27 protein-coding genes and 1 pseudogene are annotated in these 23,136 nt (G+C 41.3%); 15 read left to right on the top strand and 13 right to left on the bottom strand.

Annotation, left to right across the window (positions count from 1 at the left end; all coding sequences use genetic code 11):
* Positions 1 to 355: 355 nt before the first annotated feature.
* Positions 356 to 1,399 (top strand): nitronate monooxygenase, encoded by a 1,044-nt coding sequence (locus BLL41_RS06630; protein ID WP_071577228.1) that lies wholly within the window; start codon positions 356 to 358, stop codon positions 1,397 to 1,399.
* A 249-nt stretch (positions 1,400 to 1,648) separates the two neighbouring features.
* A complete protein-coding gene (locus BLL41_RS06625; protein ID WP_071577227.1) occupies positions 1,649 to 2,356 on the top strand; it encodes a YrpD family protein in 708 nt (235 codons plus the stop codon).
* Between the two features lie 474 nt (positions 2,357 to 2,830).
* Here the strand turns inward: BLL41_RS06625 and BLL41_RS06620 are convergent, their stop codons facing one another.
* The 5 genes from BLL41_RS06620 to sigZ all read right to left on the bottom strand — a co-directional run bounded on the left by BLL41_RS06620 (position 2,831) and on the right by sigZ (position 8,524).
* Positions 2,831 to 4,240 (bottom strand): MDR family MFS transporter, encoded by a 1,410-nt coding sequence (locus BLL41_RS06620; RefSeq protein WP_071577226.1) that lies wholly within the window; start codon positions 4,238 to 4,240, stop codon positions 2,831 to 2,833.
* A gap of 149 nt (positions 4,241 to 4,389) precedes the next feature.
* On the bottom strand, positions 4,390 to 4,860 hold the full coding sequence (locus BLL41_RS06615) for a MarR family transcriptional regulator (RefSeq protein WP_071577225.1): 471 nt from the start codon (positions 4,858 to 4,860) through the stop codon (positions 4,390 to 4,392).
* Between the two features lie 102 nt (positions 4,861 to 4,962).
* Positions 4,963 to 6,741, bottom strand: coding sequence for an acid phosphatase (locus BLL41_RS06610; RefSeq protein WP_071577224.1), 1,779 nt, complete (start codon positions 6,739 to 6,741; stop codon positions 4,963 to 4,965).
* A gap of 343 nt (positions 6,742 to 7,084) precedes the next feature.
* Positions 7,085 to 7,840, bottom strand: coding sequence for a metal-binding protein ZinT (locus tag BLL41_RS06605; RefSeq protein ID WP_071577223.1), 756 nt, complete (start codon positions 7,838 to 7,840; stop codon positions 7,085 to 7,087).
* 153 nt (positions 7,841 to 7,993) lie between these two features.
* Positions 7,994 to 8,524 carry an RNA polymerase sigma factor SigZ gene (sigZ, locus tag BLL41_RS06600; protein WP_071577222.1) on the bottom strand — a complete coding sequence of 177 codons (531 nt, stop codon included), beginning with the start codon at positions 8,522 to 8,524 and terminating at the stop codon, positions 7,994 to 7,996.
* 134 nt (positions 8,525 to 8,658) lie between these two features.
* Here sigZ and BLL41_RS06595 point away from each other — a divergent pair, with 134 nt between their 5' ends.
* Positions 8,659 to 9,639: an aldo/keto reductase gene (locus BLL41_RS06595; RefSeq protein WP_071577221.1), complete on the top strand. Its 981-nt coding sequence runs from the start codon at positions 8,659 to 8,661 to the stop codon at positions 9,637 to 9,639.
* 148 nt (positions 9,640 to 9,787) lie between these two features.
* Here BLL41_RS06595 and csn read toward each other — a convergent pair whose 3' ends face one another.
* Entirely contained in the window at positions 9,788 to 10,624 is an 837-nt protein-coding gene (gene csn / locus BLL41_RS06590) for a chitosanase (RefSeq protein WP_071577220.1), read from the bottom strand.
* 446 nt (positions 10,625 to 11,070) lie between these two features.
* Between csn and BLL41_RS06585 the strand changes: the two genes are divergently transcribed.
* Both BLL41_RS06585 and BLL41_RS06580 read left to right on the top strand, forming a co-directional pair.
* Positions 11,071 to 11,334 (top strand): CD3324 family protein, encoded by a 264-nt coding sequence (locus BLL41_RS06585; RefSeq protein ID WP_071577219.1) that lies wholly within the window; start codon positions 11,071 to 11,073, stop codon positions 11,332 to 11,334.
* 136 nt (positions 11,335 to 11,470) lie between these two features.
* Positions 11,471 to 12,283, top strand: a complete 813-nt coding sequence (locus BLL41_RS06580) for an alpha/beta hydrolase (RefSeq protein ID WP_071577218.1) — start codon at positions 11,471 to 11,473, stop codon at positions 12,281 to 12,283.
* 290 nt (positions 12,284 to 12,573) lie between these two features.
* Here the strand turns inward: BLL41_RS06580 and BLL41_RS06575 are convergent, their stop codons facing one another.
* The 3 genes from BLL41_RS06575 to BLL41_RS06565 all read right to left on the bottom strand — a co-directional run bounded on the left by BLL41_RS06575 (position 12,574) and on the right by BLL41_RS06565 (position 14,191).
* Positions 12,574 to 12,930: an SH3 domain-containing protein gene (locus tag BLL41_RS06575; RefSeq protein WP_014477466.1), complete on the bottom strand. Its 357-nt coding sequence runs from the start codon at positions 12,928 to 12,930 to the stop codon at positions 12,574 to 12,576.
* 51 nt (positions 12,931 to 12,981) lie between these two features.
* The gene (locus tag BLL41_RS06570) at positions 12,982 to 13,341 is read right to left on the bottom strand and encodes an SH3 domain-containing protein (protein ID WP_071577217.1); all 360 of its coding nucleotides are present in this window, start codon (positions 13,339 to 13,341) and stop codon (positions 12,982 to 12,984) included.
* A gap of 463 nt (positions 13,342 to 13,804) precedes the next feature.
* Complete coding sequence (locus BLL41_RS06565; protein WP_071577216.1) at positions 13,805 to 14,191, bottom strand: VOC family protein; 387 nt, start codon at positions 14,189 to 14,191, stop codon at positions 13,805 to 13,807.
* Between the two features lie 283 nt (positions 14,192 to 14,474).
* Here BLL41_RS06565 and BLL41_RS06560 point away from each other — a divergent pair, with 283 nt between their 5' ends.
* The 5 genes from BLL41_RS06560 to BLL41_RS06540 are packed head-to-tail and all read left to right on the top strand — an operon-like array spanning position 14,475 to position 16,792.
* Positions 14,475 to 14,720, top strand: coding sequence for a hypothetical protein (locus BLL41_RS06560; protein ID WP_014477469.1), 246 nt, complete (start codon positions 14,475 to 14,477; stop codon positions 14,718 to 14,720).
* Between the two features lie 17 nt (positions 14,721 to 14,737).
* On the top strand, positions 14,738 to 15,106 hold the full coding sequence (locus tag BLL41_RS06555) for a spore coat protein (protein WP_071577215.1): 369 nt from the start codon (positions 14,738 to 14,740) through the stop codon (positions 15,104 to 15,106).
* 18 nt (positions 15,107 to 15,124) lie between these two features.
* Positions 15,125 to 16,261, top strand: coding sequence for a zinc-dependent alcohol dehydrogenase (locus tag BLL41_RS06550; RefSeq protein ID WP_071577214.1), 1,137 nt, complete (start codon positions 15,125 to 15,127; stop codon positions 16,259 to 16,261).
* A gap of 18 nt (positions 16,262 to 16,279) precedes the next feature.
* A complete protein-coding gene (locus tag BLL41_RS06545) occupies positions 16,280 to 16,477 on the top strand; it encodes a hypothetical protein (protein ID WP_003229842.1) in 198 nt (65 codons plus the stop codon).
* A gap of 15 nt (positions 16,478 to 16,492) precedes the next feature.
* Complete coding sequence (locus BLL41_RS06540; protein WP_040082347.1) at positions 16,493 to 16,792, top strand: spore coat protein; 300 nt, start codon at positions 16,493 to 16,495, stop codon at positions 16,790 to 16,792.
* Between the two features lie 104 nt (positions 16,793 to 16,896).
* On the opposite strand, the gene BLL41_RS06535 is transcribed toward BLL41_RS06540, so the two are convergent.
* Both BLL41_RS06535 and BLL41_RS06530 read right to left on the bottom strand, forming a co-directional pair.
* The gene (locus BLL41_RS06535; RefSeq protein ID WP_071577213.1) at positions 16,897 to 17,181 is read right to left on the bottom strand and encodes an HPr family phosphocarrier protein; all 285 of its coding nucleotides are present in this window, start codon (positions 17,179 to 17,181) and stop codon (positions 16,897 to 16,899) included.
* A gap of 31 nt (positions 17,182 to 17,212) precedes the next feature.
* The gene (locus BLL41_RS06530) at positions 17,213 to 18,193 is read right to left on the bottom strand and encodes an aldo/keto reductase (protein WP_071577212.1); all 981 of its coding nucleotides are present in this window, start codon (positions 18,191 to 18,193) and stop codon (positions 17,213 to 17,215) included.
* 168 nt (positions 18,194 to 18,361) lie between these two features.
* Between BLL41_RS06530 and BLL41_RS06525 the strand changes: the two genes are divergently transcribed.
* Positions 18,362 to 19,297 (top strand): AraC family transcriptional regulator, encoded by a 936-nt coding sequence (locus BLL41_RS06525; protein WP_071577211.1) that lies wholly within the window; start codon positions 18,362 to 18,364, stop codon positions 19,295 to 19,297.
* Positions 19,298 to 19,428: 131 nt separating this feature from the next.
* Here the strand turns inward: BLL41_RS06525 and BLL41_RS06520 are convergent, their stop codons facing one another.
* Both BLL41_RS06520 and adhR read right to left on the bottom strand, forming a co-directional pair.
* A complete protein-coding gene (locus tag BLL41_RS06520; protein ID WP_083427945.1) occupies positions 19,429 to 19,842 on the bottom strand; it encodes a MerR family transcriptional regulator in 414 nt (137 codons plus the stop codon).
* A gap of 107 nt (positions 19,843 to 19,949) precedes the next feature.
* The gene (gene adhR, locus BLL41_RS06515; RefSeq protein WP_071577210.1) at positions 19,950 to 20,354 is read right to left on the bottom strand and encodes an aldehyde stress transcriptional regulator AdhR; all 405 of its coding nucleotides are present in this window, start codon (positions 20,352 to 20,354) and stop codon (positions 19,950 to 19,952) included.
* Between the two features lie 165 nt (positions 20,355 to 20,519).
* Between adhR and BLL41_RS22995 the strand changes: the two are divergent.
* From BLL41_RS22995 to yraA, 4 genes and pseudogenes are all read left to right on the top strand, one after another.
* A pseudogene (locus BLL41_RS22995) lies at positions 20,520 to 20,813 on the top strand (carboxymuconolactone decarboxylase family protein); the annotation flags it as partial.
* 45 nt (positions 20,814 to 20,858) lie between these two features.
* Complete coding sequence (locus BLL41_RS22990; protein WP_256252393.1) at positions 20,859 to 21,254, top strand: cupin domain-containing protein; 396 nt, start codon at positions 20,859 to 20,861, stop codon at positions 21,252 to 21,254.
* A gap of 162 nt (positions 21,255 to 21,416) precedes the next feature.
* Entirely contained in the window at positions 21,417 to 22,466 is a 1,050-nt protein-coding gene (locus tag BLL41_RS06505; protein WP_071577208.1) for an NAD(P)-dependent alcohol dehydrogenase, read from the top strand.
* Between the two features lie 140 nt (positions 22,467 to 22,606).
* A complete protein-coding gene (yraA, locus tag BLL41_RS06500; protein ID WP_071577207.1) occupies positions 22,607 to 23,116 on the top strand; it encodes a cysteine protease YraA in 510 nt (169 codons plus the stop codon).
* Positions 23,117 to 23,136 lie beyond the last annotated feature (20 nt).

Below are 23,136 nucleotides of genomic sequence, written 5' to 3'. Positions count from 1 at the left end.
TTTCACTCTTGAATGTGATTTATTCTTCTAAGCTTTATTTTACATGAAGTTCTCCTATATAAAATTCAAAATTAAGATGCAAGACACCTCAAAATCAGATATCAACTATGAAGGACTACATGAATATTCAGTTGTTACAGGTTTTTTTGTAGAGCCGTCATAGGACAACACTATCATTGACACACTTTTATCCCCCCTGCTTTATCGATATTTTTAACTAGTATGAGGGATCATTTTCAGAAAAACATTGGTTGACAAAAAGAAGGAAAACGATATATTTAAGCGAATACGAGTTTTTGAGGAAAATGAGAAAGGACACTTTTTCAAAAGTCATGTCTTAACGGGGGGATTCGGTATGAATGAATTTATGAAGATGTTTTCCTTAACAAAACCGATTATTCAAGCTCCAATGGCTGGCGGCATTACAAAGCCTCGACTGGCATCTGCAGTTTCGAATCAAGGTGCTCTCGGTAGCTTAGCATCAGGGTACCTTAAGCCAGAACTGTTAGAACAACAAATAAAAGAAATGTTTGAGCTGACAGACGCTCCTTTTCAAATTAATGTGTTTGTTCCGCTAGGTCTAGAAATGCCTTCAGAAGACCAGGTTAAAAAGTGGAAAGAAAACATACCGTTAGCGAATCAAGTAAATCATTTCACATCTGTGCAAGAAGAGTGGGATGATTTCTATCAAAAAATTGATATTATTTTAAGAAACAAGGTAAAGGCTTGCTCATTCACTTTTGATCTGCCGCCGGAAGACGCAGTAAAGGAGCTAAAAACTGCTGGATGCTGTTTAATTGGAACCGCTTCAACAGTGGAAGAAGCATTGTTAATGGAGGAACGGGGAATGGATATCGTCGTCCTTCAAGGAAGTGAAGCCGGTGGACATCGCGGAGCATTTTTACCTTCCAAAGGTGAATCTGCCATAGGTTTAATGGCTCTGATTCCACAAGCAGCAGATGCATTGAGTGTACCTGTCATAGCTGCTGGGGGAATTATAGACCATAGAGGAGTAAAAGCAGCTTTAACCCTTGGAGCCCAAGGCGTTCAAATTGGGTCTGCCTTTTTAATTTGTCACGAGAGTAACGCACATCCAGTGCATAAACAGAAAATACGAGACGCAAACGAAACAGATACGAAGCTTACGAAACTATTTTCAGGTAAAGAGGCCAGAGGAATCGTAAATAAATGGATGGAAGAAAATGAACAGTTTGAGACACAAACCCTTCCGTATCCTTATCAAAATACATTAACAAAGGCAATGAGACAGCAGGCTTCACATCAAAATAACCATGATCAGATGTCTTTATGGGCAGGTCAAGGGATACGATCATTGACTGAGGAAATGTCGGTTAAACAGCTTTTACATAAGCTTTGCCAAGAGGATATAAAAATATAGGTGCAGCATCTATTCAGCTCTTTCTATATTAAATTCCTTTTAAGAACAAGCATCAATTAGCAATTTATAGTGAAATTCACACTTCACAGGGCACTATTTAAGATTACGAATCAACCGTTTGCCAGATCTATAAAGTCATAATGTGTAAATTCTGCGTCTATTTGCACGTTTATTATGGAATTATTTTCATATTGTTTTATAATAAAAGATGATAGCGTTTTCTAATAATATTGATAGGAGGAAACAATGATGATGAAAAAAGGATTGCTTGCAGGTGCGCTTACGGCAACCGTGCTTTTTGGCACATGTGCAGTAGATGTGCCAGGTATTATTAGTCCAAAAACCGCAGAAGCTGCATCACAGCTAACTGATGGAATTGGCGGGAGGGCTTACTTGAACAGTAATGGTGCCATTCTTGTTACGAAAATCCAGCTTCCTAGCTCCGTTCAAGTTTCAAATGGGACAGCCTACATCTACTCTGGCTTTAGCGGAGGCACAGAATCCGATATTGGGCTTCAGTACAGTGAAAAATATAATGTATGGAAACCATATATGAAGGTTGGTTCAAAAGGACAGGATCAGGTTCAGTACCTCGAAGGAGGAAGCCAATTCACGAATACGAAAGGCTTCCGTCCAGGCAGCACCGTACAACTTACCATCTACAAAAATCTTAACAGCAATACCCGCGCTACATACTGGGGCACGAACAATGCCGGATACAACGGCCGTCTCATTTCAGAAATCAGCAAAACAAATGTCGGTTCCATCTCGAAATGGAAAGCGCTCGCTACAGTTGCTACAACAGGGTCACGCCAATCTATCAAATCAAACTTTTCAACATCTTTTACAAACATCACCATCGACAACAAAGCAATAACACCTGTAATTGATACGCAAGACTTCGCTAAAGTAACAGTCTCAGGCAACAGTGTCAGTTTGTCCGTTGTTAAAAATTAAAACATTTTGAACAAACAGTGCGGCAATAGTCTTAAAAGGGGGCTTTAAAAGCCCCTTTTTTCATTTCAATTTAACAGTTAGCTTTGGTATATGCCGTCTAAGAAGCAGCCTGCCGGTAGCCAAGACAGCTAACTGTTTGTACAGCAAAACCGCTTCAACTTATTATTGTCGAAGGCGGTTCTTTTTAAAACGAATCACTTGTCTGTGTTCTCCTTTTTTTCAGATACGGTATGTGATAAGTGCGAAAAAGTTAAGGTTCTCCTTTACATTCTCTTCATTTGTTTTTTAAAGTTGTCTACTATGCTTACCGCTCTCTTAAAGGATAAAAGTCATTGGACGGGCATCTCTTCTAATAAATCTTCTTTTGCTTTAATTCCCCTCTGATTTCCACTGTACTAATAAAGCACAGAGTTTTTTTAGTTCCCGATGATATGATCAAGTATACAGATCCTATAATTCCTATTTCTCATTTGCTTATTTAGCTTTTTTATGTGTGAGGAATAGACTTGGGATGAAGATTACAGCAAGGACAATGGTGGATACTAAGAATCCGGCATGGTAACCTTTTAAGCCATTCACAATCGTTGGCTGTAATCCTTGCATGACAGTCGCAACCACAGTTGCGATAACAGCTGTACCAAAGCTCGAACCAAGATTTTCAATAATATTAATACCGACACCTGCTTCTGGAAGTTGTTTGCTGCCAAGCCCTGTATAAGCATCACTCGTCAATGGAAGCATAATTCCTCCAAAACTGGTCCCACGGATGAATAATATGATGGAAATCCAAATCATACTCGTTTTATCGGTGATAAAGATAAGTGGGATAGATCCGATAAGCGAAAGAACAAGGCTGGCCATAACTACGTATTTCGCACCGATCCGATCAATCATTTTTCCAATCATTGGCCGAGTAACAAGCATCCCGACTCCTTGAGGGATTAATGCAAGCGCAGCTTCTGTGGCAGTGAAATGACGGAAGTTTTGAAAGAATAATGGAAGTATTAACATGGGTCCCATGACGGCAATATTCGCTAATAATAGCCCGACGCTGGATGCTAAGAAATTTTTGTGTGCAAACAAATTTATGGGGAGTACGGTTTGATTTTTTCTGATTCGATTATATGTGATGTAAATTACAGCTAAAGCGAGGCCGATGCCCGCCCATAGGATTGTTTCGCTATTGTTAAATGATGCATGGTCCGCTGCTTTCGTAATTCCGTATATCATTGCTGCACTCATTAAGGATAAATTGATAATTCCAAAAATATCAAGTTTACTATTTTTGTTGAATGGTTCAAAGTCTGGAAGAGTTTTCATCATCAGTGGTGCAGCAATCAAAACGATGAACACGTTGATGAAGAAAATCCAATGCCATGATGTAGCTTGGACGATGAAGCCCCCGATTACAGGTCCAAAGATTGGGCCCAAAATCATTGGTGTGCTGACGATAGCCATCACTTTCCCTATATGTTCTCTGCCTGCTGTTTTAACCAATAGCGTTGACATAAGCGGGGTAATAATCCCAGCGCTAAAACCTTGAAGTAAACGGAATAAGATAAAGCTAGAAATATTCCAACTAACCCCAGCGAAAACAGAAGTTACACCAAAGGCGATGACTGCACCGATTAAGATTTTCTTTCCGTTAAATTTGTTCATAAGCCATCCGGATACAGGAACTGCAATAGCAAGGGCTAAAACATAACCTGTAATGGACCATTGAATGGTATCCAACGTCGTGCTGAAATCTTTATTTAATTCGTCAATGGCGATGTTTACCATAGTTGAATCAAGCATTGGAGCAATTGCTCCAAGTGCAATTGCCCAGGCAGCCATGAGGATTTCTTTTGGTAATTCTGGTTCCTTTACTTTGTCTTTTAACATATTATTCTCCTCTCAAAAGTTGTAATTTTGTTTCTTTGTCAACAAAATAACACTATTTTGTTTCCTTGTCAACAAAATAACAACAATAAAAATGCAGCCGAAACTCAATTGAGTTGGGCTGCGTGTAGTTACATTATCCTTATTTAAATTTATTCCGTCTTAATACCAACACCATGTTTTTTTATTTCTGCATCCAAATGTCTATTATACTTTTCCGCAAAGTTAATCATAATGTCAAATTGTTCCTCGGTTACCTGTTCAAATACTGCCTTATCGCGCTCTAGAAACTTTTTATGGAGTTCATCATGGATTTTATAAATTTCTTTCCCTTGCTCGGTAAGCCTAAAATGAATTTCTTTCTTGTTATCTGGCTTTTGATAGCTTTCAATTAAGCCTTTTTCTATGAGTTTTTTAGTCATTTTACTTATGGCGCCTCTCGTCATATAAAGGGACTCAGCAAGTTTTGTCACATTAGTATTTCCATGTTCAATAGATTCTATACAATGTACTTCAGAAGGCTTATACCCTTTAAGACAGACTTCCATCTTTGGCTTATTAAGCCAAGCCATCTTGTTAAACAAGTCCCTAAAATTCATTATGAGCTGTTCTTCTTTGTTCATGGCCTGCCCTCCCACCAGTTGGTGCACTAGCAATATTATATTCATTTTTTGTTTCTATTTCAACAAAATGAATATAATAACTAGTAACACCAGGGCAGCACACTATTTTCTCTTGACTTTTAATTGGATGCTGTCGGGCTTATAGATCACCTTTACTTTGTATTTGCTTGGTAAACCTGTGATCTCGATAGAAGAAAATGATCCATAACCTTTTTTATAGGTGATAATCGTCGATCCATCAGCCGGTACGTAGTTGTCAGTGAAATTGAGATGCAATGTGCCTTTTATGTTTGCCTTACCCTTAATGTGAAGCAGATCATTTTTTCCGCTGAGATTCAGCTCAAGAATACCCTTGGCAGATTGTTTGTAGTCTCCTTCAATGATCAGTTTTCCTGACACCTTTTCCTTCAGGGTGCCTCCGTTGTTAGAAACATCGCCTTTCCCAAATGCTGTCCTCGAGTCGCCTTCAAGTGACCCCTGATCAATCCGTGTACCGCCGGAATATGTATTATTCCCCTCCAGCTTTAGCGCGCCTGACCCCTTTTTGGTCAGCTTCCCAGTTCCGGAGATATTGTTGCGCCAGCGATCCACTGCATGGAAACCGCCTTTTGAATAATCCATATTCACGGTAACGTCTTTGGCAAAGGCGCCATATCCATCGGCTGCGGAAAAGAGGTTAAGCCGTCCCCACCCTTCAGGATCATCAAGAACAGGGTAGCCTGAAGGAAGACCGGTAGTAGCCAAAATCCAGCGGCGCTGCGTGTTGTCAAGGTATGGAAAACGGGTTTCCAGCAGAACTTCGGCTCCCTTAGGTACCACCATTGGTTTAGCAGTTGAATTGATTTGTCCAAATCCGTATGTTAATCGTTGAATATATTGTTTTTTATTGATGTCATAATCGCTGAATCGATCTTCCGCTGTACCAGTTTGCGTTAACAATTTACTGTGAGCTTCATCATAAGCAGCCTTTTTCAAACTTTTATTGGCTGGATCAGATAAAATAGCAGCCGCCAAGGCAGTTGCCATGACACGTCCGCCTATAACATCCAACGGAGAATGCATACCGGCAACAATGCGGTTATTGCCAAGTTCCGAAGCCCTGGTAAGGAGTTCCTGATAACGCTCCGGTACGGCATAAGCCATAGCAAAAGAGCTGAGATATGCGGCATTCGTATGCCCGCTCGGAAAGCCTCCGTCTTTGCTGGGATCCGGATTGATAGCGGGAACAAGGGTTGGAACAAGAATAGAATTGCTTTCCCATCGAAACGGACGGGGATATTGAAAATATCCCTTAGCCGGGTTCGTTGACGAATAGGGGCCTCGTAACGTATTGACCAAACTCACGATGCTGCCGAGACTGGAGCTCGTGCTGCCAGAATTGGTTCCTTCATCATTGTATTTCGTCATCGTGGCATCTGCCGGGATACTGTTAATCGTTGTTGCCGCTCCCGCCTTGACTCGATATAAATCGGTAAGCGGACCAAGACCGTCAATCACACTGTAACTCTGATTTCTGCGATCATCAAAATATGCGGCATTTTCCTCACTGAAAGTGCGGCGTTCTGCAATGTCTACAACTTTTTGAATGTTGGCATCCAACACGCCATTGTTCAGCTTGACTCCGCTTTCCCAGGTACTTCCGGGAGTCCAAAGCTTATTGAATTCGGAAAGCAACCCGATCGCGGGATTGGAATTCACTGTCGTATTAGCAGAAATATTGTTTTTGTAGTGATCTACAAAATATCCTGAAGGTTGGGGCGGCGGGGTTATTGTTTGTGCTTTCGTTGTTGTGCTTGCATAACATACACTCAGTGAACTTTGAATCAATACAAGAGAACATAAAGCCACTGCTACATGCTTCTTCATCCTTAGTATTTTCATTTTTCAACATATCTCCCTTACTCTTAACCTATCTCAAAAACACTTTTTCACATCGGCACATTATTTTGATCGTATCTTAACTTTGTTAATGAAATAACGTTGTTTTATTAATGTTTTGTTTATTTTTTAGGAGTCAATGAAATAGAAATCACTGTCGACGGAGAGAAAAAACGAAAAAACTAAAGAGGACAAAAAGCTGCTGGCGAAGGGTCAGCAGCTAATACAGGGGCATTTAAGCATTTCACCTCTATAAAGGACAGGCGCCATTTTCCACAGTGATAAATGGCTGTTGCAGAACAGCTTTATGATAAAAGAACACCATACTTCATAGAGTAATCATCATTTAATGAGCCATCATCTCATGGGCAATATCGTGCCCATCCATTTTTGACGGGTAGTAGGTAGGCCAGTTTTTGACTTCATCAAGTAAAGCTTCACGGTCGTCACCCCAATAGAGATGGTAATGACTAGCTTTAGCCGGATAAATACTATGATCACTAAACTGGATATACTGAGGAAGCCCTTCCGCTTTTTTAGCTAGTTTGAATATGTATCTTACCCCCCTATTTCCCGCATCATATGTTAGAATTTCGTACCCGTCATACATATACTTACCAGAATATTCTTTTCCATTTTTAAAGAAGGTTACAGTATCTTTGTGGATTACAATACGGTCAACATCTGTTTGATAACCTTTTTTATAATACTCTTTATATTCTTTAGCTGTCTTGTCGCCTTCGTGTTCTGATTTATATGAAAACACTTCGTCAAGAGTACCATCTTGCAGGTATGGATATACAGATTGCCACTCTCCTTCCCAATCAGAAAGTGGGCGATCCTTTACTTGGCTGTTTTTAAAATAGCCTTCATACATTTTTTCTGTTTCTTTATCATGCGCATGATTATGATCGTGAGAATGTTCATGTGTGTGACTTTCAGATGTTTGCTCTTGCGTTTTGGAAGAGTCTTCTTCAGCTGCTGAGGATGATGTTGTTTTATTAGACTCACCTTTAGATGAATCGGAAGTCTGACATCCTGCCAATACGAGTAATGAACCTATAGCTAATATACCTAACCTCTTTGCAAATAAAATCTTCATTCCAACACTCCTTTTCATTAAATCGAAAACATTACGATTTATATTATACATCTATCTCTTGCCTACATCAACGGGAACATCATCTTCCTATTGCAGAATCGTATTTGGCAGTGGATGCCCGATTTAAATTAGAAAACTGACTTTATTCATCAGTTATTCCTTTAAAATACGAAAGTCTACGATATTTCCATATCGATCCGCTTCAATATGACAGCACCCCTCAAGCAGCTGTTTTAATTTTCCCCGTCCGCGTTGTACCCTTGATTTTGCTCCCGAGTAAGAAATGCCGAGCTTTTCACTCAACTCTTTTTGTGATAACCCCTGAAATTCAGTTAACTCGAGCGCCTCTCGATACTTTTCAGGCAACCGTTTGATGGTCGATCGAATACACACAGCTGCTTCCTTGGTGAAATTTTCTTCCTCTGCACTGTCACTAAAATGTAGATCATCAGGCAATATTTCGATTGTTTTTTTTGTACGGTAAAAATCAATAATCGTATTTCTAGTAATCCGATAAATCCAGCTATCGATCTTTTGTTCATCGATCAGATTTGGGAGATGCACTTGTATTTTCATAAATACGATTTGTAAGAGGTCATCAACCACAGATTGATCGTTAACCCTATGCGAAATATATGTTTTTAACGGCTGATGAAACTTAACCCATAGATTCTCTATATTCATTTGAAAAAACCTCCTATTATTTTGCGTCTGCTTTACATTTGCTTCGTCTTTTTAATCGTAACAGAGAGCGAAACAATTGTTGAATCAATTGCATTGCAGCTGTTGCAAAAATAATGATAAAGGAGAGGTTTGTTGTGGAGTATACCCATTTAGGGAGAACAGGATTGCGGGTGAGCCGTTTATGTTTAGGAACGATGAATTTTGGAGTTGATACAGACGAAAAGACTGCGTTCCGTATCATGGATGAAGCGCTTGATAACGGCATTCAATTTTTTGATACTGCCAATATTTACGGCTGGGGCAAAAATGCAGGATTGACAGAGAGCATCATTGGAAAATGGTTTGCACAAGGAGGACAGCGCCGCGAGAAAGTTGTTCTGGCGACAAAAGTATATGAACCGATTTCTGATCCGAATGACGGACCAAATGATATGAGGGGCTTGTCTCTATACAAAATCAGACGTCATCTGGAAGGGTCACTGAAGCGGCTTCAGACAGATCATATAGAATTGTACCAAATGCATCATATCGATAGGCGGACACCGTGGGATGAGATATGGGAAGCTTTTGAGACTCAGGTTCGCTCTGGCAAAGTAGACTATATTGGATCCAGTAATTTTGCAGGCTGGCATTTAGTTAAAGCGCAAGCTGAAGCTGAAAAACGACGATTCATGGGACTCGTCACTGAACAGCATAAGTATAGTTTATTAGAACGAACAGCTGAGATGGAAGTGCTGCCGGCTGCACGGGATCTTGGTTTAGGGGTAGTGGCGTGGAGTCCCCTTGCAGGAGGGCTTCTTGGCGGGAATGCATTGAAAAGCAATGCCGGAACTCGTACAGCAAAAAGAGCAGATGTAATTGAAAAACATCGTTCACAACTCGAGAAATTTTCAGATTTCTGCAAAGAACTAGGAGAAAAAGAGGCAAATGTGGCTTTGGCATGGGTGCTGGCAAATCCAGTTTTAACTGCGCCGATCATCGGACCACGAACGGTTGAGCAGCTGCGTGATACGATAAAAGCCGTTGAAATCAGTCTGGATGAGGAGATTCTCCGCATGTTAAATGATATCTTTCCCGGACCTGGAGGAGAGTCACCTGAGGCATACGCCTGGTAATACATTCATTACTCAATTCTTAAATAGTTATGCTGAACTATCATATATAGGAAAGACAAGAGCTTGTTTGTCTCTTGTCTTTTCCACATCGTGCTGAAAATGCTGGCTAAACATCGACAAAAACGCTGCCGTTTTATTCATTTAATGCTTATTTGATTACGAAATGACCGTACTCGTTTGAACGAACATGAATCGGTCCGTTTAGATTATAGTTGTTCTCCTTGGCGATAGAGCGAAGCACGTCCACACGGGCAACTGATTCTCTCCATTCGTCACGGGTGTCATGATTGGCCGGATTCATCAGATCGTCATAGCGTACGTCCAAGAATTTATTTAACCACTTCTTCTCGTCTATTCCGTCTTTTGGTGAACCGCCCGCTTTTTTGTTCGTACGTTTAATCAAGGCATAAAAAGAGTCAGGATCATCACCATCGCCATGCTGAATAACCGTATCGTACATTACAGCTCTTGCCAATGCTGTTTTTAGTCCGGCATTATCCGATCGTTTCATGGCAGGCTGATAATACAAACGGTCATTTACTTTGTCTTGGGCAGCGCGAAATTCCTTATCATTTGCAAGCGACTTCCAGGCAGAAGCGAATCCCTTAAGATTGCTTATGTCATCGCTTTCTTCCTTGGCCAGACGGCGCAATTCAGGCAGGTACTTTTTCAGTTTGTTATTCGGAACTGCCTTTGTGTATACTTCCACTACTTCCAATGCATCCCCGGTTGCCGTTGTAAAGCCTGCCCGTCCGCATGTATAGCCTCGCCCGTCATCCAAACGCTCTACATATCCATATTGGATCTCCGTCGTGCCGTTTTCGAAGATACTTGTCAGCTGTTCCGCCCGGCGCTTTTGATCTTTATTCAGTCCCGCCGCAAAAACCGTTTCGCTCATCATCAGGGTAAAAAACATGGTGAAAACAAGTAGGGAGATCGTTGTCTTTTTCCAGAAGTCCGCTTTTTTCTTCAAACTGATATTCATTCTATTACCTCCTTCTAAATATTGTAAATCTAGACTTAGTATACATGAAGGGGCTGCCCTATTGTTGAAAATACATTGTTTTGTCAATATTTTGAATCCAAAGTAATATAACTTGAATCTTACTCTTTTCTTTGCCAATCAGCCTCAGCCCTTCTAACTGGAAAGGTCCCCCTTTGATTTTCATACTGCTTCAACTTTAATTAACAAGATGCCATAAGGCTTTACTCTAATTTATAATGGAAATGATCATCGAAAATAGTTAAGGAGGTGATGTAAATGGCAAGCAAGGTGAGAATGCCAGATTCCGCAACGTCCCATGCAAAGCCTATTATTGGGAAGGCGATACTTTGCATGGGGTAGACTTTCTAAAAGATCGCCCAAGTAAGCTTTTCTGATATAGTGGCTTTGCACCTTATTTGACATAAAAAAATAAGGAGCTGGCAGAAATGGCATATGTAAAAGCAACCGCTATTTTACCTGAAAAGCTGATATCAGAGATTCAAAAGTATGTTCAAGGAAAAACAATATATATCCCTAAACCTGAATCCTCTCATCAAAAATGGGGTGCGTGTTCAGGCACAAGAAAGCTGATCGTTGACAGAAACGCTTCTATTAAAAAAGCATTTAAAAACGGCAAAACAATTCATCAATTATCTGATGAATATCACCTCTCTGATGAAACAATAAAAAAAATTGTCTACTCTAAATAAACAAAACGGAAGCACTGATGAAATATAATCAGTGCTTTTTATATGGCGAGTTTGTTTCTTAGTTATTTCCTGCATATGATACCATTGGTCAATTGTGTAAAGTTAAGGGAGATGAGAAGAAAGGAAGGTCCTACAAATGACGATAAACAATGGAACGTTGCAAGTACCCGGCGCGAACATCCACTATCAGGTGCGGGGCACGGGTCCAATCATTCTTTTGGTACACGGCGGAGGCGGTGATGCCGACAAGTTCCATCATGTTGCCAATCATCTGGCTAACTGGTACACGGTTGTTACTTACGATCGCCGCGGCCATTCCCGCAGCAATCTCGCCCATCAGGTTGAGGATTACCGTGTGGAAACACACAGCAAAGATGCTCACCGTCTTCTAGCCAAAATCACCAATAAACCAGCCTATGTATTTGGAAGCAGCTCCGGTGCTGTTATAGGGCTTGATCTGTGCATACGCCACCCTGAACAAGTACGTGTCATGATCCCACACGAACCAATCCTATTGCAGCTTCTGCATGGAAATGAGCTGAAACAAGCCGAGCAATTCATGGAAGACCTTAAGAAAAATCATCGAGGTGAGGTCATTAAGTTAATAGCAAGATTAGAGACAGATGAACAATCAAAGGATGTCCCGACAAAGCGGCTTCTCGGCAATTCAACGTATTTCACTGAGTATGAAATTCAAGGAATTCTCAACTATACATTAGATATCGAAGCTTTAAAAACTGTGTTTACATCTGCACCGATGAAGGTACTCCCAGCTGGCGGAAGTGCTTCACGGGAGCTTTTTCCTTATCGTTGCGCGAACGCCCTAGCAGAACAATTGAAAACAGAAGTGGTTGAATTCCCCGGAAATCATACGGGGTACACCATGCATCATAAAAAATTTTCTGAGAGATTACACAACATGTTAGAAAAAAATAAACATACGGGTTAATGATTGAATGAGAGAAGATTTCACGAAGCGTAAAAAGAACTTTTCACTAACGAGAACGACAATGTGAGATGTTTCCTATCTTAATTCCGTATTTTATACCATTAGATACAACCCTATAGCGGCTGGTTATTTCGTCCTCAACAACAATCAGTGTCTAACATCATAAATCTCTTTTGAAAATCACCACAAATGCAGGAATAGAAGACGCAAGCATAGCAAAAACCATACCAACTATTGTTATTGGTATGGTTTCTCTCTGATAGACCCTTAAGAGGGAGATCAGTATATAGCTAGTTGCATTTGTAACCGACAGGGCCGTCTGAGCCTGTGTACACATACGTGTCAGACACATATCCAATATTCACGATCCCCCGGGAATCTTTCCACTGGATCTGGTCCCAAATATTACTCGTTCCATACTTCCCAGTCACTGTTGTTCCATAAGCGTAACAATAATAAGGAACACGGGAGCCGCTCGGAATGGAAAGCATAATAGGATAATTTGTACCTGGACCGCTGCGCATATTTACAGGCGCACCGCTGCTTGTTGAGACAGTAAAGTACTGAACGGCAAGCGCTTGACTGGAAAAAATGAATAATGATGCAATCATAACGGTTAACATACTGAGCTTTTTCAGTTTAGTCAATGTCATCCCTCTTTCTTCAATTTCTTGATTTTAGGAATCAATAGAACAATGCTACCAGCTGCATTTAGGAACAACCGGACCGTCTGAGCCTGTATACATATAAGTATCAGAGACAAAACCAGGAACGATCTCGCCGCTTGCAAGCGTCCGCTCTGTGTAATTCCAAATATTACTCGTCCCATACTTTCCAGTTACAGTTGTACCGGTTTTGTAGCAATAGATCGGAATGCGGGTTCCGCTCGGAATGGTCGTTACAATTCCCCAACTTGTACCTGGGCCGCTGCGCATATTTACAGGCGCACCGCTGCTTGTTGAAACCGTATAATACTGAGCCGCAAGCGCATGACTAGAAAAAATGAACAATGATGTGATCATTACCATTAGCATACCTAGTCTCTTTAGCTTATTCATCTTATACCCTCCCCTTATCAATGCCGTACGTTTAACTTACTTCAATCCAGTTAAAGATCTACTTTTAGAACACATGCCCCCTCCCCTCCCATATATGTATCAATGTACCATAAATTAGATCTTTCAAAAGTGGAATTATTCCTATGTTTTCGACAATTAAAGATACAAAATAAATGGCAGTCAGGCTTGATATTGATGGTGTGTTAAAAAGGACATGGATCACGCGGTTTCGTGTCCACCAATTAACTCAATCAGTGTACTGCTGTCTTATATCCACGCTTCTCCTCGATTCATGGATACTCCATCTTTTTCACCAATCAAAAACGGACACCAAACAAATCAGCGTAAATGCTGCAAGTTCAGTGTCCGCAAGCTATTATGACTTTGCTTTCTTTTACCAGGGCGTATAAAAATGATGAGGTACGTTATCAACCGTTATTCTATGATTTTGCGAGTCGAAAGATCACAGCATTTTATATATTTCAATCAGGTTATGATCTGGATCTCTGAAGTGAGCAACTCGGGCACTCCATTCCTTGCGATCATGCGGTTTATTCACACATTTCACTCCTTTTTTGTGTAAATCGTCATACGTTTTATCAACATCAGCTACCTTAAACTGAAGCAAAAATTTTGATTGAGCATCTCCTTCTACAGAATGTTTTTCCTCTCCAACGATTTCAGCCATCGTTTCTTGAGATAATAGCTCTATTTTCGTTTCCCCATTATCAAAGAGTGCATATCCCATTTCATTCTCTGACCAACTTATCGGAAGTCCTAATGAATCTTTATAAAACTCGACGCTTTTCTTAAAATCGTTCACCAAAAGTCTAATTTGCAGCAGCTTCATATTGTGTACCTCCTATAAAAATACTTTTTACTGGTCATACATTTTAATGATACAAAAAGAAACCTGACAGCATTATGTCAAGTTTCCATAAAAAACTTCACTCGTCTTTCAGGTTCAAACTATACTCACCATTTAAAGTGCAGTTTATCCCGACATGAGAAATGTACGCTAACGAGCAAAAACAGGGCTTCTAAAAAAACAAAAAATGATACCGAGTGTTCTTTTTGTATGCTTCAACTTCATTTCGGGAAATGTAACGTTGATAAAAGGAGGTTGCATCAATATGGATCATCAAACATTAGCAGCTCATGAGGCTGTAGACTTACATGAAATCGTGAACTTTAAAACACTTTGTATAGCGAAATCAAAGTTAATGCAAGGACTTGTGTTTGACCAAGAACTGAAGGACTTGATGCAAAAAGATGTGCAGCAATCCATTCAAGACCTTACAGAATTACAAGCGGTTTATGAGCGTGCCTCATTTCAGGCCCCTGTCCCTCAAAGCCGCCCAACGCCAATCATCAATTGAAAGGAAGGTAAACCTCTTTGAATAATGATCATTTAGACCCTATTAATTCGCTGAATGTGCCTGAACTTGCAGACACTACATTCGCGATGGATTTTCTCATACGAGCTAAGGAAGGCGTACGGAATACTGCTGTAGCTTTGACAGAAACCGCTTCACAAGATGTAAGAGCCCTGCTGCGGAAACAGCTGATGCAAGGAATTGCGATGCACCAAGAGATTTCGGAACTGATGATCAGCAAAAAATGGTTTCATCCATATGAGCTGAGCGAACAGTATAAGCTGGATCAGCTCTCTGCAAAAAACACGATCATGGTCGGCAATATGAACCTCTTTCCTGATGAAACAAATCGAAAAGGGATGTTTGACCGGACACCTGATGAACACTAATACTGGAGGTTTTACAGCATGAAGGCAGTAACGTATCAAGGCATTAAAAATGTTGTGGTCAAAGATGTCCCCGATCCAAAGATTGAAAAATCCGATGACATGATTATAAAGGTCACCAGTACAGCCATTTGCGGATCAGATTTACATTTAATCCATGGATTTATTCCTAATATGCAAGAAGACTATGTCATCGGCCATGAACCGATGGGAATCGTTGAAGAAGTTGGGCCGGGGGTAACAAAGGTCAAAAAAGGTGACCGCGTCATTATCCCTTTTACGATCGCCTGCGGGGAATGTTTTTTTTGTAAAAACCAGCTGGAAAGTCAATGTGATCAGTCTAATGACAATGGGGAAATGGGTGCTTATTTCGGCTATTCAGGGCAAACTGGCGGTTATCCGGGCGGCCAAGCTGAATATTTAAGAGTGCCTTTTGCGAATTTTACCCATTTTAAAATTCCTGAATCTTGTGAGGAACCCGATGAGAAATTAAGCGTGATCGCCGATGCCATGACCACCGGCTTTTGGAGTGTTGACAATGCCGGCGTAAAAGAAGGCGATACAGTTATCGTTCTCGGCTGCGGACCAGTCGGCCTGTTTGCTCAAAAGTTTTGTTGGCTAAAAGGCGCAAAACGCGTCATAGCAGTTGACTATGTAAACTATCGCTTACAGCATGCGAAACGTACAAACAAAGTAGAAATCGTTAATTTTGAAGACCATGAGAATACAGGGAATTATTTAAAGGAAATTACGAAAGGCGGAGCGGATGTAGTCATTGACGCTGTTGGGATGGATGGTAAAATGAGCGATCTCGAGTTCCTAGCCAGCGGATTAAAGCTTCAAGGCGGAACGATGAGTGCATTGGTCATTGCTTCCCAAGCTGTTCGCAAAGGAGGAACCATACAAATTACAGGTGTGTATGGAGGCAGATATAACGGTTTTCCGTTAGGAGATATTATGCAGCGAAACATCAATATACGCTCTGGACAGGCTCCTGTGATCCACTATATGCCGTACATGTTTGAACTCGTATCAACGGGCAAAATTGATCCGGGGGATGTTGTCAGCCATGTCCTGCCGCTTAGTGAAGCCAAGCATGGCTATGACATTTTTGATGCAAAAAGGGATGATTGTATAAAAGTTGTGTTAAAGCCTTAAAAAACGGAGGTTACAGAAATGGAATATGCCTTACATGAAGTGCTTGAGGTCCAGGAAATGACTGCTTTCAAGACACTCTGTTTGACGAAATCTAAAACAATGAAAGCACTGGTATCTGATCCGAAACTTAAAGAAATCATGCAGCAAGACGTTGACATCACCACCCGACAGCTGCAGGAATTTGCCTCTATTTTATCTAATGCAAAGCAAGAATGAGGAGATGAGTGAATAATGAATCCAATCATTGAATATCTAACAGGCATGAATGTTCTGACAGACCAAATCATTGCTATGGACTTATTAATTTCAGCAAAAAACGGAGTCAGAAATTATGCGATGGCAGCCACTGAAGCCGGAACGCCTGAAGTAAAAGAGGTCCTTATCCGCCATTTGGAAGAAGCACTCGATATGCATGAACAACTCTCAAGCTATATGATGGAAAAAGGCTGGTACCATCCTTGGAATACTGACGAACAAGTCAAGCTACATTTAAAAAATATTGATACAGCGATTCAATTGCCAACCCTTTAACATACAATGACTCATTTGCTGAGGAACAGTATTGATAGACCAAAACTGCTCCTCAGCTTCTGTTTTTTTAAGTTGCTATAGTACTGTTCTTCATCTTTCGGGCCTCATGATTGTAAATAGATTAACCCGCTTTTTTCCATCAGTTCTTCTATTTCTTGCAAAGCCTGCTCCTCTTCAATCCCTTCTGCTCTGATTTGAATCTGGGTACCAGGTGTAATCCCTAATGACATCACCTCAATAAGAGACTTGGGTGAATTTTTTAGTTCCACGGATTTCTCCTGATACAGAAGAGTTATATGAGCGTGAACCTTGCAGGCTGCACGAACCAGCAAGGTTGCCGCTCGGGCAAACCCTGTACTTGCCATAATTGTATACTGTTTTTCAATCATGCTCCCCTGCTCCTTATCCCATCAACTGTAATTAATGATGGCCAACGATCGGATGGGGCACATATGGTTCTTCCAAAAATGCCATTTCTTCAGATGTTAACTTAATGGATAGAGCTCTTACAGCATCTTCAAGGTGGGACATTTTTGTAGCACCAATAATAGGAGCTGTTACTGGTTCCTTCTGCAGCAGCCAAGCAATTGCAATATGACTTCGGGGAACCCCGTGTTTTTCTGCAATTGCTGCAAGCCGGTCTACAACAAGCCGGTCAGCCTCAGCAGTCGCATCGTATTTTGATTTCTGAATTTGATCGGTTTCGGAGCGGTGTGTGGTTTCGGACCAATCACGCGTCAGCCTCCCAGATGCGAGCGGGCTGTACGGAGTCACTCCAATTTTTTCTTCTTTGCAAAGCGGCAGCATTTCCCTCTCTTCTTCACGGTATATCAGGTTTAAGTGATTCTGCATCGACACAAATTTGGTCCAGCCATTTTTCTCTGCAACATGCAGCGCCTTTTGGAACTGCCAGGCATACATAGCAGAAGCACCAATATACCTCGCCTTCCCAGCCTTCACCACATCATGCAATGCTTCCATCGTTTCTTCAATGGGTGTATGGTAATCCCAGCGGTGGATGATGTAAAGGTCTACATAATCTGTACCCAGTCTCTTAAGACTTTTATCCATTTCGCTCATAATCGCTTTTCGTGAGAGACCCGCACCATTTGGGCCCTCATGCATACGCTGATGGACCTTCGTTGCAAGCACAATTTCATCTCGATTGGCATAATCCTTTAACGCCCTGCCCAGTATTTCTTCACTTGCGCCCATTGAATACACATTTGCCGTATCAAAAAAATTGATGCCAAGCTCAAGCGCTTTTTTGATAATGGGACGGCTATTCTCTTCATCGAGTACCCATTGATGAACCCACTTTTCTGCGGCGCCAAAGCTCATACACCCTAAACAAATTCTGGAGACATCCAAACCAGAATGTCCAAGTTTTACATAATCCATCTTTTGAGTCCCCTCTTCCCTTTTAATCTTCCTATTCATTATGCAATGAAAGAAAAAACAGCCGTTATCTCATTTGTATCAAATGATTGCCTAATCCTCTCACACCTGATGACACCATTTGCAAACAAGCATTATAATGAAACATATCAAGCTGGAGGAGAATGACACATGTCTGTGCGAATCGGCCAACAACAGATAGAGCTTGCCAAACTTATTGAACGTTATACATGTGGGGATGGTGTTCACAAGACTGCTGTTCCGTCTATGTTTTTCATTAGAGAATCTCATGCTTCCGAACCGTTATACAGCGTTTATAAGCCATCATTTTGCGTTATCGTTCAAGGTGAAAAAGAAGTATTGCTTGCAAAGGAGCGCTATAGGTACAGCCCTGCAGATTACCTTGTGGCATCTGTAGATTTGCCTGTTGCCGGGCAAGTGATAAAAGCCTCATCAGAGGAGCCTTATTTGGCTCTTAAACTTGAATTTACTCCCGGCCAAGTCTTAGAGGTTTTAAGTGATTCCGGCTTTCATGCAGGGCCTAAAAAACAGACGAAGAGAGCTATGTTTGTCAGTAAAACCGAGCAACCTTTGCTGGATGCAGTTAGCAGGTTAGCCTCTTTGCTGGACACCCCGCAAGATATCCCGGTATTAGCCCCTATCTTTACAAAGGAGATTCTTTATAGGGTTCTGCAAGGGCCGCACGGACACACCCTGGAGCAAATTGCGATTGAGGGAAGCTATACATATCGAATCAAAGATGTCATTGAATACATCATGAAAGACTTTGACCAGCCTCTTCGAATTGAGGAACTTGCAAGTATAGCGAATATGAGTGTTTCTTCCCTGCACAGACATTTTAAAGCTGTGACGGCTATGAGCCCGATTCAGTTCCAAAAACAGCTGAGGCTGCAGGAAGCCAGACGCCTGTTATTAACGATGTCAGTGGATGCCGCGGATGCTGCATTCCGGGTCGGCTATGAAAGCCCTTCACAATTCAGCCGTGAATACTCCCGCATGTTTGGTTTTCCGCCTAAAGAAGATATTAAGCGGCTGAGGGGAGAATCTGGCGAAATGATCAACGCTTCTCCATCTCCAAGGAAATAGGGTTTATCTTTTTGGAATTATGCTGCCTGTTTTTTAATTGCAAAAGTGAATTTTAGATTTTAAATGTAACTCAAACAATAAAGGCTGAAGGGGAATTTTCATTTTTAAAAATCCCTTCAGCCTTAAGACAATTATTTTGATGACTTTTGCTCTTCATTTGGATAAAGGACAAACTCATATTGATCCCCCTTTATCTGGTCCTTATAGAATACTATTTTACGGTTTAAAACTTCTAGGTTTCGCTGTAAAGCTTGGATTTCTAATTCTACCATGTGCTTACGCTTTTCAAGTAAATGCATTCTATCATGTATGGTTTCATCACCCATTGCTCGCCATGTTGTATATTGTTTTAGCTCTGTCATCGACATTCCTGAATCTTTCAAATGGAGCAAAAAATGCATCCAGCCGATATCACGATCCGTAAATTCCCGGATATTATTCTCATTGCGATGAGGAGTCAGAAGCCCTTCCTTTTCATAATACCTAAGGGTACTTGTTGTCACACCGATGATATTTGCAAATTCTCCAATCGAATAAGGAATCATATCCACCTCTTTTTATGCATGATTTTTTGATGGGGGAAACAAGTTTGAAACTAAACCTTTTATTTTAACCTGCCCTCTTCAGACGTAAAGAATGCTTTCTTGCACCTTTATTTGTGAAGACTTTCCGTTTTAGGCCTGCTTTTGAGCTGTGCCTCATTTTCATGCAATTTCCCATCATAATCCTCAATTTTTTTATCCAATCTTTTAATTGTTTCATCAATTTCTTTCCGCTTCTCTATCAGCCGCTGTCTTTCATCAGCCAGGATATTTTTGCGGGCTTCTACCGTACGGTCTCCTTCAGTAAATAATGTTGTATATTCAATTAACGCTTCTATCGATAGGCCTGCATTTCGCATGCATTTAATGAATTCAATCCATTTAATATCTTCTTCATCATAATCGCGAATGCCGCTTTCTTTTCGTTTTACCGGCGGAATCAAACCGACACGTTCATAATATCTGAGTGTTGCCGCTGTCAGTCCAAACTGCTTTGCCACCTGCGCAATATTCATACTCTTCACCTCTCTGTCCTGCATGTTTTGAAGGTAACACTTAAAGTTAACTTTAAGTCAAGCGGAATGCAGAGTCTTTTTCGCAAATCCAAGGCTTGCCTTAAAGCACACTTTAAGCTCTATACTTCTCCATGCAATAAACAGTTTAGATGGAGGGATTACTAAATGGCAAAAAAACAAACTGCTGGACAAGATCTATTAGGAGAATTCGCACCAAAGTTTGCAGAGCTAAACGATGATGTTCTGTTCGGTGAGATTTGGGCAAGAGAGGAAGAACTATCTCCGCGCGATCGCAGCATGATTACAGTTTCCGCGTTAATTGCTGGAGGAAACTTCGAACAATTAACTCCGCACCTTCAAAAAGCGAAGGAAAACGGATTAACAAAGGAGGAAATGGCGGAAATCATCACCCACCTTTCATTCTATGCCGGATGGCCCAAAGCTTGGTCAGCATTTCAAATCGCAAAAGAGATCTTTACACATAAAAAAAAAGAAGGTCAACTAATGACATTTGATCAATTCAGCAACAGCACAATCTTTCCGTTAGGTGAAAAAGTGGAAGCAAACTTTATCGGGGATGCATTTTTACACATGGTATTTACCGATGAGACGCCGCTCAATGCTTCCATCGGGAATGTCACTTTTGCTCCGGGAGCGCGCAATTACTGGCATTCTCATAAAATCGGGCAAGTTTTGTTAGTAACTGGCGGTGAAGGCTGGTATCAAGAAGAAGGAAAACCAGCTCAATTACTCAAAACCGGGGATGTCATAAATATTCCGCCCCATGTAAAACATTGGCACGGCGCGACGAAAGACAGCTGGTTTGTGCACTTAGCCATTACGCCGGGGGAAACGGATTGGTTAGAGCCTGTTCATGATGAGTTGTATCATACTTTATAAAAATGTGATGTATTGCAGCCAAGCCGAACATCTATCAGATGGAAAATAAAAAAACCTTGCCTTAAAGCGGACTTTAAGGTTTATGGTTATGTTGAAGACACCATAAACATAAATAAGTGCATGTTTTTCACAGCACTTATGATGAAGAAAGGATAGGTTCATATGTGTAATCAACATCAAACCCGTGTATTAAGCGTATCACATGCAAAAGCCAAATTTGAGCAAACAACGATTGAGCGAAGAGAATTACGGCCGCACGATGTCTTAATCGATATTCAATTCAGCGGTATTTGCCATTCCGATATCCATAGTGCATTTGATGAATGGGGCGGCGGCATCTTTCCGATGGTTCCCGGACATGAAATTGCCGGAGTTGTAACAGCTGTTGGAACAGAAGTGACGAAGTTTGCTGTCGGAGACCGTGTTGGCGTCGGCTGTTTTGTTGACTCCTGCGGAGAATGCGAATATTGTCTCAGCGGCGAAGAACAGTTCTGCACAAAGGGTGTTGTTCAAACGTATAACTCACTAGACTACGATGGAAATCCGACATATGGCGGGTACAGCCAAAAAATCGTTGTCACAGATAGATTTGTTGTCCGAATTCCAGACCGTTTGGAAATGGATGTTGCCAGTCCGCTATTGTGTGCAGGTATCACAACGTATTCCCCGCTGAAACACTGGAATGTTGGGCCTGGTAAAAAGGTTGCGATTGTAGGAGTGGGAGGTCTTGGACATTTGGCAATTCAATTTGCACATGCGCTGGGTGCAGAGGTAACCGCCCTGAGCCGCTCCATGAATAAGAAAGAGGAGGCTCTGGAACTTGGGGCAGATCATTACTTTGCTACAAGTGACCCAGCTACATTCACTGCATTGGCCGGACGTTTTGATGTGATCTTAAATACGGTATCGGCGAACCTCGATGTAGATGCCTATTTATCAATGCTTCGTATAGACGGAACACTTGTAAATGTAGGAGCGCCTGCCAAGCCGGACACATACAGTGTGTTTTCCTTAATCATGGGCCGCCGCAGCATTGCAGGTTCTCTAGTCGGGGGAATTTCAGAAACTCAAGAGATGCTGGACTTCGCCGCTGAGCATGGCATCGCACCTAAAATCGAAGTCATCCGCGCCGATCAAGTGGACGAAGCATACGAACGGATCCTCCGAAGTGATGTCCGTTATCGATTTGTGATTGATATTTCCACATTGTAACTCTTTAAAATAGGTCAGTCCTTCTATGGGCTGACCCACTTTTATTAAACTCACGAGAAACAGTCTCTTTAAGCAAATATTTTGAAGGCCGGTCAATCTTCCTGTTATTCTATAATTAGAGAGTTATTAGGAGGGTTTTTATGAGCAAAAAAATCGCAGTTCTTGTGACAGACCAATTCGAAGATATCGAATATACAAGTCCGGTAAAAGCATACGAGGAAGCTGGCTACAATGTCGTGGCTATCGATTTGGAAGCCGGCAAAGAAGTTACCGGCAAGCATGGCGAGAAAGTAAAGATTGACAAAGCCATCTCTGATGTGGATGCTAGTGAATTTGATGCACTTTTAATTCCTGGAGGATTCTCTCCGGATTTGCTTCGTGCAGATGACCGTCCGGGTGAATTTGCGAAAGCATTTGTCGAAAATGAAAAACCTGTTTTCGCTATTTGCCACGGCCCGCAAGTACTGATTGATACGGATCTTCTGAAAGGCAAAGATATCACAGGCTACCGCAGCATCCGCAAAGATTTAATCAATGCCGGGGCAAACTACAAAGATGCAGAAGTAGTCGTCAGCCACAACATTGTCACAAGCAGAACACCTGATGATTTGGAAGCATTTAACCGCGAATCATTAAATTTGTTGAAATAACGAGAAGGCACAGACTGTTC

Source organism: Bacillus sp. FMQ74, from assembly GCF_001875785.1.
Classification (GTDB): Bacteria; Bacillota; Bacilli; order Bacillales; family Bacillaceae; genus Bacillus; species Bacillus stercoris.
The sequence above is the reverse complement of the archived record's forward strand: the minus strand, read 5'-3'. Positions and strand labels throughout refer to the sequence as shown.